Raw genomic sequence first — 12778 nt, 5'->3', positions numbered from 1 at the left:
CGGCACCCGGCATCGTCCGGCGTGATCAGCGTGCGGCGGCCCGGCGCAGGGGTTCGGTCGCGCCGCTCGCCGTCCTCGGCGTGAGCAGGCCGAGCTCGGACGGTCCGTCACCCAGCGGCAGGGGCGGCGAGTCGGAGCTCGGCCGACGGCCTCCCCGGCCCTCACCGAGCACCTGCCAGCCCGCTCCGGTCAGCGTGATGTACGCGCCGCAGCGGAGCCCGTGCAGCGTGCAGGCGTCCCGGAGCCCCCACATCCAGGCCCCGTCCTCCTCCGTCCAGCGCTCGTCCCCGTCGCGGCAGTACAGCAGGACCGCCGTCCGTACGGGCGCGCGTCTGCGGAGGTCGTGCGGGATGACCCGCCGCAGATGCGCGAGCAGCGCGTTGCGGAACTCCCAGCCGTCCGCCGCGATGGGGCGCCGGACGAACGAGGCGCTCGCGGTGAGTCGCTCCTCGTGGTCCAGGACCGCGAGCACCGCCGTCCTGGGCGTGGGCGCGTGGCGTGAGTGGAGGCCGCTGACGACCTCACGCGGGTTGCCCAGCAAGGGGATTCCCGCCGCGGTCCACTCGGAGGGTTCGAGTATCCGGGCGAGGCGGCTGGCGGACTCGGACGACGATCTGAGCGAGGCTGCTGTGGGCGGAGCGAATCCGAGGGTCACGGTCCTCCCTTCGGATACGCGCCCGCTCGGCGGCGGGCAAGGTCGGGTGAGGGCGCACCACGGCACAGTTCTTCCGGACCGCTGACGGGCCGTGCGGGGCGGTTTCCCAATTCTTGCTGCCCCGTGCGCGAGCGGCAACGAGCAATTGAGACCGCTGACGGGAATGGGTCGGTATGCCACTCATATCCCTGCCCAGTTGCCCATTGTTCACTCCCTGTTCCCTCTCCTGTTTCACCCCTGGACGGCGAGCACCAGCGGAAACACGCCTTCCGCTCCCGCCCGCCGCAGCAGCCGCGCCGCCACCGCCAACGTCCAGCCGGTGTCGGAGAGATCGTCCACGAGCAGAACCGGACCGCCCGCGCCGGCCAGCCGCCCGGCCAGTTCCGGAGGGACCGTCAGTGTCCGCTGGAGCCCTACGACCCGCTGGGCGCTGTTCGTCCGCGAGAGGCGGAGGTCCTCCGCCTCCGGCGCGTACTCCACCACGCCGAGGAAGGGCATCCTGCCGATCTCGGCGATCCGCTGCCCGAGCGACCCCACCAGACGCGGCTTGCGGTGGGAGGCGACCGTGACCACGCCGGCGGGCCGGGACGGAGCGTCCGGCGCCCCGGAGGCCCAACCCCCGGGCCCCTTGGCCCAGTCCGCCAGCACGTGCACGACCGCCTGCACGACGTCGTCCGGAACAGGCCCGTCCGGCGTGGCGTCGGCCAGCAGCGGACGCAGCCGGTTGCCCCAGCCGATGTCCGAGAGCCGCCCCAGGGCCCGGCCTCCGAACGCCTGCTCCCCGAGCGGGATGCGGCCCTTCAGATCGACCCCGACCGCGGCGAGCCCGGTGGGCCACATCTTCCGCGGCTCGACCTCCACACCGGGCCGCCCCAGCTCGCCCTTGGCCGCGTCCAGCGCCGCATCGGACACCTTCGGGTCGAACCGGGACCCCGCGCAGTTGTCGCAGCGACCGCACGGAGCGGCTTCCTCGTCGTCCAACTGGCGCCGCAGGAACTCCATCCGGCACCCGGTCGTCGCCGCGTAGTCGCGCATCGCCTGCTGCTCGGCCGCCCGCTGCCGCGCCACCCAGGCGTACCGCTCGGTGTCGTACACCCAGGGCTGCCCGGTGCTCTCCCAGCCGCCCTTCACCCGGTGCACCGCGCCGTCCACGTCCAGCACCTTGAGCATGGTCTCCAGCCGGGTCCTGCGCAGCTCGACCAGTGGCTCCAGGGCGGGCAGGGACAAGGGCCGGCCCGCCTGCGCGAGCACGTCGATCGTGCGGCGCACCTGCTCCTCGGGCGGAAAGGCCACCGAGGCGAAGTAGCGCCAGATGGCCTCGTCCTCCTGGCCGGGCAGCAGCAGCACCTCGGCGTGCTCCACCCCTCGCCCGGCCCGGCCGACCTGCTGGTAGTACGCGATGGGGGAGGACGGCGACCCGAGGTGCACCACGAAGCCCAGGTCCGGCTTGTCGAAGCCCATGCCGAGGGCCGAGGTCGCCACGAGCGCCTTGACCCGGTTGGCCTGGAGGTCGTCCTCCGCCTGCTGCCGGTCGGCGTTCTCCGTGCGACCGGTGTAGGAGGACACCGTGTGTCCGCACTGGCGCAGATAGGCGGTGACCTCGTCGGCCGCGGCGACCGTCAGCGTGTAGATGATGCCGGAGCCGGGCAGCTCGCCGAGGTGGTCGGCGAGCCAGGCCAGCCGGTGCGCGGCGTCCGGAAGCCTGACCACTCCCAGACTCAGGCTCTCCCGGTCGAGGGGCCCGCGCAGGACCAGGGCGTCCGTGCCCGCGCCCGTGCCGAGCTGCTCGGCCACGTCCGCCGTCACCCGAGCGTTCGCCGTCGCCGTGGTGGCCAGCACCGGAACTCTGGGGGGCAGGTCCGCCAGCATGGTCCGCAGCCGCCGGTAGTCCGGCCGGAAGTCGTGACCCCAGTCGGAGATGCAGTGTGCCTCGTCGACCACGAGCAGTCCGGTGGCCGCGGCCAGCCGGGGCAGCACCTGGTCGCGGAAGTCGGGATTGTTGAGCCGCTCCGGACTCACCAGGAGGACGTCCACCTCGCCGGCGGCCACCTCCTCCTGGACGGTCTCCCACTCCTCGGTGTTCGACGAGTTGATCGTCCGGGCGCGGATGCCCGCACGGGCCGCCGCCTCCACCTGGTTGCGCATCAGCGCGAGCAGGGGGGAGACGATCACGGTGGGGCCGCTTCCGCGCTCGCGGAGCAGCGAGGTCGCCACGAAGTACACGGCCGACTTGCCCCAGCCGGTCCGCTGCACCACCAGGGCCCGGCGCCGGTCGGCGACCAGGGCCTCGATGGCCCGCCACTGGTCCTCGCGCAGTCTGGCCCTGCCCGTCGGGTCGGCGACGAGACGGGCGAGCACGGCATCGGCGGCGGCTCGGAGGGCGGCGCGGTCTTCCAGCGGAGCTGCTTGGGTCATGCCCCCATGCAACCCGATGCCTCGGACATCGCGCGAACCGGACGCCGAACCTGTGGACAACTCGGATGCCACGTTCCAGGAGTTATCCACAGGGGTTTCGGATTTCGGGAGATCACGAGACCGTCCTGACCATGAACGCGAATCACCACGAATCCAGTGGACCTTCCCGTAACCAGCAGATCACCCTGCGCGGCCCGGCGGAACTGGCCGACGCCCTACCGTTCGTGCTGGGCTTCCACCCCACCGACTCCGTCGTCCTGGTCGCCCTCCACGGTGAGCACGGCCGCTTCGGGGGCCGGGTCAGGCTCGGAATCCCCCGCTCGCCCCAGGAGTGGGCATCCACCGCCGAGCACCTGGCCGAGTGCCTCGTCGAGGGGAGCGCCCGGGCCGGCTCGCGGCCGGACGGCATCGTCGTCTTCCTGTGCCAGGACCCCGCACCCGGCGAGACGGGCCGCAGGGTCATGGAGCGGCTGCGGCCCTTCGCCCAGCGCCTGAGGACCGCCTGCGGCGCGCTCGACATCCCGGTCTACGAGGCCCTCTGCATCACCGACGGGCTCTACTTCTCGTACTGCTGCCCCGACCAGCGCTGCTGCCCGCCCGACGGCACCCCGCTCGCGCTCAGCGGCACGTCGGTGATGGCGGCGGCCGCGACGTACGCCGGAGTGCAGGTACGGGGCTCCCTGCGGGACATGGAGGCCCGGCTGAAGCCGCGCGGGGGACCCGGGGACGAGGCGCAGCGGGCCGCGCTCGACGCGTCCGCCGCCTCGATCGTCCCCCGGATCCTCGAAGGCGCCCAAGGGCAGGGACGGGAGGAGGTGCGCGAGGCCACGCTGCGGCTCGCCCGTGAGGTCCTCCGCCGGTTCGTGAACCCGAAGACCTCGAAGAGCGCAGAGACCCCGAAGAGCGCGAAGGCCCCGGACGGCCCGGGGAGCCAGCCCCGTGCGGCGGGTGCGCTGAGCACGGCACGCCCGGTGCGGCCGGTCGTGCCGGTCCGGTCCACCGGTGCCACGACCGCGGCCGCGGCCGACGCGGCCGACGACGCCCTGATCACGGCCGACGAGGCGGCGGCCCTGGTCCTCGGCCTCCAGGACCGGGTCACCCGGGACCGCGCCGCGGAGTGGATGGAGGGCTGGGAGGGGACCACCGCTCTGCGGCTCTGGCGCGTCCTGGCCCGGCGTTGCGTCACGCCCTACCAGGAGCATGCCGCCGCGCCCCTCACCCTCGCGGGCTGGACGGCCTGGTCCACGGGCGACGAGCCGACCGCCCGGGTGGCCCTCGGGCTCGCACTCGACGCCGACCCCGAGTACGTCTTCGCCCGTCTGCTGCACCAGGCCTGCAACGAGGGTCTCGACCCCGAGTCGCTCCGCTCCTGTCTGAGGAGCGAGCGCGACGGACGGGCAGCCGCGGAGCAAGACACTCCGTCGCCCTCCCGGAAGGCCCGGATGAGGGCCACGCGCAGGCCCGGCACCCCGCTGACCCTCAGGAAGCCGGGGCGGCAGACCGATGCGAGCGAGCGCCGGGCGACGGCCGGAGTCCGCCCCGGCGGGCCCGCGAGCGTGCGGCCGGGGAGCGGGACTCCACGCCACGACGGCCGGCGCGGCTCAAGGAGTGACCGATGACGACCGTGACCCGGCCGCCCGCAAGCGCGTTCACCTCTCTGGCGGAGTCGCACGAACCGTCCCGCCGACACCCCGCCGGCCGCCCGGTTCGCACAGAGAGCACCCCGTACCCGCCATGGCTCCCAGCCCCGTACCGGCCCCCGGCCACCCCACCGGCCAGTCGTCCGGACCCGCCTCCGGACACACGTCCGGAGCCGGAATCGCCTTCCCGCGCGCGGCCCGCCCCGCGGAACTCCCCGCGGTGCACGGTGCGCTCCTCTGCGTGGCGCTGCCCGCCCTCGCCGTCTGCCCCGAGCACGGTCAGCTCACCGGCGAAGGAGCCGAGGGGGTGTACGACGCGGGGCGACGGCTCCTGTCCCGCTGCGTCCTGCGGGTCGCCGGGCGGGAACCCGTCCCGCTCCAGGGGCGCATGGCGGCCTCGGACCGGGCGGTGTTCCTCGGCGCCCTGCGCGTCCCCGGCGACACCGGGCCCGACCCCGCCCTCACCGTCGAACGCACGCGGAGCGCCGACGGAGCCGAGCGGATCACGCTGCGCAGCGCGGCGGCCCGGCCCCTCCGGCTCCCCGTGGAAGTCGCTCTGGGCACGGATCTCGCGGACCTGGGCACGGTGGCGTCCGGGAGAACCGGCCCCGAACTCGCCGCGACCGTCCACGGCACCGGACTGCGGTGGACCGGCGGCGACGGCCGGTCCACCGCCGTCACGGCGGACCCGCCGCCCATGGACTCCCTGGCGGCGGCGGGGTTACTGCGCTGGGAAGCCGAGCTTGCGCCCCGGGGCACGTTCACGATCCGGCTGCGCGTCCGAGGGGAGTCCGCCGCCCGGATCGCCGCCTCCACCGGTGTGGGCTCCGGACGGCCCGGCGGCCACCTCCTCGCCGAGGCCCGCGCCGAGGGCGACGACCCGAGGCCGGGAGAACTGCTCCGCTCCTCCGTCGAGGACCTGCGGGCCCTGCTCCAGCGCGACCCGGCTCACCCCGCGGACGTGTACCTCGCGGCCGGCGTCCCCTGGCGCTGTGGACCGGTCACCTCCGAGGCGCTCTGGGCGGCCCGCATGTCCCTGCCCCTCGGCACCCGGCTCGCCGTCACCACCCTGCGCGCCCTCGGGCGCACCACACTCTCCGGCAGCGCAGCCGAGGCCGGCCGGCTCCAGGGACCCCTCAGGGACGCGGGCCCGCACCTGCCGCCGCGCTGCACGGGCATCGAGGCCACCCTCGCCTTTCCGGCCGTGCTCGCCGAGGCCCGCCGCTGGGGGCTCCCGGCCGCCGACCTGGAGGAGCTGCTCCCCGTGGCGGAGCGCTGCCTCGACTGGCTCCGGCGCACGGCCGGTCGCGACGGGTTCGTGCCGGACCCGGGCCCCGCCGGGCCCTGGCGGGCCGAGACCCAGGCGCACGCCCACCGCGCCGCGCTGCTCGGTGCCGACCTCCTCGACGGCTGCGGGAGGCCCGGGGGAGACGCCCTGCGCGACCTGGCGCGGACACTGCGCGAGCGGTTCCGGCGCGAGTTCTGGCTCGACGACCTGGCGGGCGGCCGACCCGCCGCCGCCCGCGCATCCGACGGCCGGACCTGGCCCCAGCTGGGCGGTTGGGCCGCGCACCTGCTCGACACCGGCCTGCTGGGTGGCGGCCGGTACGCACCGGGCCTCCTGGACAGGACGGAGACGGAACAGGTGGCGAGGCTGCTCGGTACCCCGGTGCTCGACTCCGGCTGGGGTCTGCGGAGCCTCGGGACGAAGGAGCCGGGCCACAACCCCTTCGGGCACCGGGCGGGAGCGGTCCGGGTGCACGAGACGGCGGTCGCCGTGGCGGGTCTCGCCGCCGCCGGTCACGAGAGGGAGGCCGCCTCCCTCCTGCGGGGGCTGCTCGACGCCGCGGAGGCCTTCACCCATCGGCTCCCGGAGATGTACGCCGGGGAGCAGCGGACGGCGGGTGGGCGCCCGGTGCCTCACCCGGCGGCGTGCCGGCCGGCGGCCGTCGCGGCCGCCGGGGCGATTCAGGCGCTTCTCGCCCTCGCGGGCGTCAGACCCGATGTGCCGGGCCGGTCCGTCTCGGTGCACCCGGTGGCCTCGGCCCCGCTCGGTGCGATCAGGCTGTCGGGCCTCGTGGTCGCCGGCGAACCCTTCGCGGTACGGGTGAGCAGGCTGGGTCTCGGTATGGTCGAGGAGGCCGCAGCGGGCCTTCAACTGGGGGTGTGACGGGATGCCGGGCACAGAGACGCGGGAAGCCTCGCGGCACGGTGAGGAAGTCGCGGCCGATGCTTCCGCGAGGCGTGTTTATCGTCAGGAAGACGACTATGATCGCGGCATGCCTCCCTACGACCCGTCGGCCTTTCCTCCCTTCGCCGTGACCGTCGATCTGGTCGTGCTCACCGTGCGGCGCCACGCACTCTGCACCCTGGTCGTGCGGCGAGGAGAGTCGCCGTACCAGGGACGTTGGGCGCTGCCCGGCGGCTTCGTACGGGCAGAGGAGGACCTCGGGGCCGCGGCGGCGCGCGAGCTGGTCGAGGAGACCGGCCTCTGCGCGCACGATCCGGCCGCACCGCCGCCCGTTCCGAGCAACGGCGCGCACCTGGAGCAGCTGGCGACGTACGGGGCGCCCGACCGTGACCCGCGCATGCGGGTGGTGAGCGTCGCGCACCTGGCGCTCGCGCCGGACCTTCCCGCGCCGCGCGCCGGCGGCGACGCGAACAGTGCCCGCTGGGCCCCGGTCGAGGAGATCCTCGGCAAGGACGTGGCCGCCGTGGCCGCCTCGGTCGGGGACGGAGGGCGGGAGGCGCTCGCGTTCGACCACGCCCGGATCCTCGCGGACGGAGTGGAGCGGGCGCGCTCCAAGATCGAGTACTCCTCCCTGGCCACGGCCTTCTGCCCGCCGGAGTTCACGGTCGGAGAGCTGCGCCGCGTCTACGAGGCGGTCTGGGGCGTGTCCCTCGACCCGCGCAACTTCCACCGCAAGGTGACCGGCACGCCCGGCTTCCTGGTCCCGGCCGGAGGCACCACGACCCGTCAGGGAGGGCGCCCCGCACAGCTCTTCCGGGCTGGTGGGGCCACTCTTCTCAACCCGCCGATGCTGCGCCCCGAGGTCTGAGAACCGTGCGCGTCCGGCGCTCCTGGGCGTCAAACCTGCGCGGAAAGTCCGAAATGTAGCGTTATCTTGCTGCGGTAGCGCCGCCCTGCCGCGGAGCGGTGTCACCTACCGCGAGAGAAGCGATGCTCCAGGCAATCGGACTGACCAGCACTCCCCGCCGCGATCGCCCACCCGCCGTGGACGATCTGTCCTTCGAGGCCCGGCCGGGCACCGTGACCGCCCTCCTCGGCTCCCGGGGATCCGGCAAGACCACGGCCCTCCGGCTCATGCTCGAACTGGAGCCGGGCCGTGGGATCACCTACTTCCGTGGCCGTCCGCTGCACCGCATCGCGCACCCCCCTCGCGAGGTCGGCGTGCTCCTCGGCGACGTCCCCGGACATCCCTCCCGCACCCTCCGGGGGCAGCTGCGGATGCTCTGCGCCGCCCACGGAGTTCCCGCCGCGCGAGTCGATGAGCTGGTGCGGACCGTGGGCCTCGCCGGTCTCGAGCGCCGGCGGATCGGCACCCTGCCGATCGGCGCAGACCGTCGACTCGGGCTCGCCGCAGCCCTGTTGGGCACCCCGCACACGCTGCTGCTCGACGAGCCGGCCGCCGGTCTCTCCGCACCCGAGAGCGCCTGGCTCCACGAGCTGCTGCGCGCGCATGCCGCCGAGGGCGGAACCGTGCTGTACACCACGGAGGACCCCAGGGACGCGGCCGGGAACGCCGACCGTGTCGTCACCCTCGACGGCGGCCGGCTCGTCGCCGACCAGGACGCCGTCGAGTTCGCCCGTACCCGTCTGCGTCCCCGGGTCGTCGTCCGGACCCCGCACGCCGCGCGCCTGGCCGCGGCCGTCACGCAGGAGGCCCGAGCCGCCCGCCGCCCCGTCGAGGTGGTGGCGGAGGACGGCAACCGTCTGTCCGTCTACGGCAGCGACTGCGCGGCCGTCGGTGACACCGCCTTCCGGCACGGCGTGCCGATCCACCGGCTCGCCGACGAGAGAGGAGGCGGCGGTGCCGGAGCCGCCCAGCCGGCGCGGCGTACTCGGGAAGGCGGGGACGCCGGGAACTCCGAAGGCCCTGCCGTCGCGTCCCCCGGCGTCGGGGACACGGCGAGGGGAGGCCCGCGAAGGCGGCGGGGTGCCGCGCGAAGGCCCGTGCGCTCGCCCTTGCGCCCGCTGCGGTACGAGCTCCACCGTCTCCTGGGCGTGCCCTCCACCCCGCTCGTCGTGGCCGCCGTCCTGCTCGTCTCCGTGACGCTCGCCCTGCTCCTGGGCCGCGGCGGCCGAACCGAGCTGCCCGCCGTCCTCACCGGCTGGCCCGCGCTGTCCCCGCTGCCGCCCGCGGCTCTGGGCGCCGGGCTGCTCGGGGCCTTCTCCTTCGGTGAGGAGTACCGCTATCCCGCGCTCACCACGGGGCGCGGAGCCGTACCCCGCAGGCCGGGCCTGCTGCTGGCCAAGCTCGCCGTGGCGGCGGTCGTCGCCCTTGCGCTCGGGGCGCTCGTCGTGGCGGTCGACCTGACGGCCCTGCGGTTCGTCTACGGCGGCGAGTTGGTCCCCGTGCCCAGGAACTGGCCTACTCTATCGGCGAGTTGGCTGGGCCTGGGCGTGGGCTGCGCGTGGGCCGGGGTGCTCGGTGCCGGGGTGTTCCGGGCCGCCGCGGCCGGCGTGGCGGCGGTGCTCGCGGTGCCGGTCGCCTTCGTACCGCTGATGCAGAAGGTGCTGTCGGGGCCGTCGGTGCGCTCGGCGGCCGGACTTCCGGCGCGGCTGCGCGAGTTCGCCGGCCCGCAGTGGTCTCCGGCCCTGGACCGGTGGCTCGCGGGGGCGCTGCGGGTGATCGCTCAGCCCGCGGGGGTGGCGCTCTCGCTGACGTTGACGGGCTTGCTCTGCGCCTATGTGTTCACCGGCCTTCGTCGCAAGGCCCGTTGGTGATCACTTGCCGACTCAAAGATTCCGGTTCCCCGCCAACTCCCTTAAAATCTGCCGCAAATGTCTGATTAATCGTCAATTGTGTAGGGGGTGCCGATCACCCTTTCGTGTGCTTTTCACCAAAGACCTCAAGGGCCACGGAGGCAACGCCGACAAAGGATGCGTGAGTACCCTTGCGCACACCATGATGACCGCCGCCCGCCCCGTCGACTCCGGCCTCGGCGCCCCGGGCGATCTCGACCGCTACCCCTACGCGGAGGCGCCCACCGCCGGCCGTGTGGCCCCGCCCGCCTGGGAGGGGGTGGACACCGACCTGGGCCGGGTCGGCCGCCGGAGCGCCGGCAACCGGGGCCGCGGACTGCACGGGCAGCTCGTCCAGCAGCTCGGCCAGATGATCGTCTCCGGTGACCTGGGGGCCGACCGCCCGCTCGTCCCCGAGGAGATCGGCCAGCGGTTCGAGGTCTCGCGCACGGTGGTGCGCGAGTCGCTGCGCGTGCTGGAGGCGAAGGGGCTCGTGAGCGCCCGCCCGAACGTCGGTACGCGGGTCAGGCCCGTCAGCGACTGGAACCTGCTCGACCCCGACATCATCGAATGGCGCGCCTTCGGTCCGCAGCGCGACGACCAGCGCCGCGAGCTGAACGAGCTGCGGTGGACGATCGAGCCCCTGGCCGCCCGTCTCGCCGCCGGGCACGGCCGCGAGGACGTGCAGCAGCGCCTCGCCGACATGGTCGAGATCATGGGGCACGCGTTCGCCCAGGGGGACGGCATCACCTTCTCCCGGGCCGACACGGAGTTCCACTCGCTGCTCATCCAGCTGGCCGGGAACCGCATGCTGGAACACCTCTCCGGCATCGTCGCCTCCGCGCTCCAGGTCTCCGGAGGCCCCGCCACCGGCTGTGACCGGCCGAGCGAGGCCTGCCTGGCGCATCACGCCCGGATCGTGGACGCGCTCGCCACCGGGGACGCCCATGCAGCCGAGAGCGCCATGCGGCAGCTGCTCACGGTCCACCACGAGGTGGAGCGCGTCGTCCCCGCCCCTCGCGAACACTGACCCGCGGGCCGTGGCCGGGAGTATTCAGGCGCACGCACCGAGTGCCGCCGGGTCCGAGCGCCACCCGGGGGCCCGGCAGGGCTTCCCCGGGCGGCGCCCGGGTTCCGGCGGCGCGAATGTGCCGTGATCGACCACTCTGGGCGTTTCGTCGCACATGAGGTGTGACTCGGGCCACGAAGATTGGGCGTAACACTCCTCCCAGCCGTGCGATGACCTAAGAGGTGACAGCCGAGGAAGGAATACAGCAGCCGATGGAGGCGCTGTGCAGTTCCCCGGTCCAGCCCGCGCCGTCGACACATTCCCCGTCGACGGTCGTCGGCTCCAGTCCGATCCAGGGCGGGGCCGGAAGCCGTTTTCCATCGTTCCGAGAGGTTGTTCGTGTCGGCCAGCACATCCCGTACGCTCCCGCCGGAGATCGCCGAGTCCGAGTCTGTGATGGCGCTCATCGAGCGGGGAAAGGCTGATGGGCAGATCGCCGGCGATGACGTGCGTCGGGCCTTCGAAGCTGACCAGATTCCGCCAACCCAGTGGAAGAATGTTCTGCGCAGCCTCAATCAGATCCTCGAGGAAGAGGGTGTGACGCTGATGGTCAGTGCAGCGGAGTCGCCGAAGCGCGCCCGCAAGAGCGTCGCAGCGAAGAGCCCGGCCAAGCGCACCGCCACCAAGACCGTCACCGCCAGGACGACCGTGACGAAGACCACCGTCTCGGCTTCCACGGCCTCCGCGGCCGAGGGCACCGACCCGGCCGACGACGCCGGATCGGCCGCCAAGAAGGCGGCCGCGAAGAAGACCGTCGCCAAGAAGGCGGTGGCCAAGAAGACCGTCGCCAAGAAGACGGCGGCGAAGAAGACCACGTCCAAGAAGGACGCCGACGAGCTCGTCGAGGGCGAGGAGCTCCTCGAGGACGTCGCGCCCGGCAAGGGCGAGGACGAGGAGACCGAGGGCGAGAGCAAGGGCTTCGTCCTGTCCGACGAGGACGAGGACGACGCTCCGGCGCAGCAGGTCGCCGTCGCCGGTGCCACCGCCGACCCGGTCAAGGACTACCTCAAGCAGATCGGCAAGGTCCCGCTGCTCAACGCCGAGCAGGAGGTCGAGCTCGCCAAGCGCATCGAGGCCGGTCTGTTCGCCGAGGACAAGCTCGCGAACTCGGACAAGCTCGCCCCGAAGCTCAAGCGCGAGCTGGAGATCATCGCCGAGGACGGCCGCCGGGCCAAGAACCACCTCCTGGAGGCCAACCTCCGTCTGGTGGTCTCGCTGGCCAAGCGCTACACCGGCCGCGGCATGCTCTTCCTGGACCTGATCCAGGAAGGCAACCTGGGTCTGATCCGCGCCGTCGAGAAGTTCGACTACACCAAGGGCTACAAGTTCTCCACGTACGCCACCTGGTGGATCCGTCAGGCGATCACCCGCGCCATGGCCGACCAGGCCCGCACCATCCGTATCCCGGTGCACATGGTCGAGGTCATCAACAAGCTCGCGCGCGTGCAGCGCCAGATGCTCCAGGACCTGGGCCGTGAGCCCACCCCGGAGGAGCTGGCCAAGGAACTCGACATGACCCCCGAGAAGGTCATCGAGGTCCAGAAGTACGGCCGTGAGCCGATCTCCCTCCACACCCCGCTGGGCGAGGACGGCGACAGCGAGTTCGGTGACCTCATCGAGGACTCCGAGGCGGTCGTGCCGGCCGACGCGGTCAGCTTCACGCTCCTCCAGGAGCAGCTGCACTCCGTTCTCGACACGCTCTCCGAGCGTGAGGCGGGCGTCGTCTCCATGCGCTTCGGTCTCACCGACGGCCAGCCGAAGACGCTGGACGAGATCGGCAAGGTCTACGGCGTGACGCGAGAGCGGATCCGCCAGATCGAGTCGAAGACGATGTCGAAGCTGCGCCACCCGTCGCGCTCGCAGGTCCTGCGCGACTACCTCGACTGATCCGTACGAGGTACGCACCGGCACACGGAAGGGCCCGGTTCCCCGAGAGGGGAGCCGGGCCCTCCGGTTTTGCGCGGGTGCGGGGTCCGGACGCGTGCTGGACGCTGGGTGAACCGACATCACCC

8 protein-coding genes are annotated in these 12778 nt (G+C 73.4%); 6 read left to right on the top strand and 2 right to left on the bottom strand.

The window, feature by feature from the left end; all coding sequences use genetic code 11:
- Positions 1–25 precede the first annotated feature (25 nt).
- Positions 26–655: a hypothetical protein gene (locus ACZ7HT_RS28085; RefSeq protein ID WP_471171033.1), complete on the bottom strand. Its 630-nt coding sequence runs from the start codon at positions 653–655 to the stop codon at positions 26–28.
- 231 nt (positions 656–886) lie between these two features.
- The gene (locus ACZ7HT_RS28080) at positions 887–3070 is read right to left on the bottom strand and encodes a RecQ family ATP-dependent DNA helicase (RefSeq protein WP_471171032.1); all 2184 of its coding nucleotides are present in this window, start codon (positions 3068–3070) and stop codon (positions 887–889) included.
- 131 nt (positions 3071–3201) lie between these two features.
- On the opposite strand from ACZ7HT_RS28080, the gene ACZ7HT_RS28075 reads away from it, so the two are divergent.
- The 6 genes from ACZ7HT_RS28075 to ACZ7HT_RS28050 all read left to right on the top strand — a co-directional run bounded on the left by ACZ7HT_RS28075 (position 3202) and on the right by ACZ7HT_RS28050 (position 12653).
- Positions 3202–4689 carry a DUF4192 domain-containing protein gene (locus ACZ7HT_RS28075; RefSeq protein ID WP_471171031.1) on the top strand — a complete coding sequence of 496 codons (1488 nt, stop codon included), beginning with the start codon at positions 3202–3204 and terminating at the stop codon, positions 4687–4689.
- Positions 4690–4804: 115 nt separating this feature from the next.
- A complete protein-coding gene (locus ACZ7HT_RS28070) occupies positions 4805–6880 on the top strand; it encodes a glycogen debranching N-terminal domain-containing protein (protein WP_471171028.1) in 2076 nt (691 codons plus the stop codon).
- Positions 6881–6989: 109 nt separating this feature from the next.
- On the top strand, positions 6990–7769 hold the full coding sequence (locus ACZ7HT_RS28065) for an NUDIX hydrolase (protein WP_471171026.1): 780 nt from the start codon (positions 6990–6992) through the stop codon (positions 7767–7769).
- 122 nt (positions 7770–7891) lie between these two features.
- On the top strand, positions 7892–9679 hold the full coding sequence (locus ACZ7HT_RS28060) for an ATP-binding cassette domain-containing protein (protein WP_471171024.1): 1788 nt from the start codon (positions 7892–7894) through the stop codon (positions 9677–9679).
- A 160-nt stretch (positions 9680–9839) separates the two neighbouring features.
- The gene (locus ACZ7HT_RS28055; protein ID WP_471171022.1) at positions 9840–10727 is read left to right on the top strand and encodes a FadR/GntR family transcriptional regulator; all 888 of its coding nucleotides are present in this window, start codon (positions 9840–9842) and stop codon (positions 10725–10727) included.
- Between the two features lie 378 nt (positions 10728–11105).
- A complete protein-coding gene (locus ACZ7HT_RS28050; protein ID WP_471171020.1) occupies positions 11106–12653 on the top strand; it encodes an RNA polymerase sigma factor in 1548 nt (515 codons plus the stop codon).
- The last annotated feature ends 125 nt before the right edge of the window (positions 12654–12778 follow it).

Source organism: Streptomyces sp. NPDC037410, from assembly GCF_055602235.1.
Note: the sequence above shows the minus strand (reverse complement) of the source record. Positions and strands in the feature narration are given on the sequence as shown.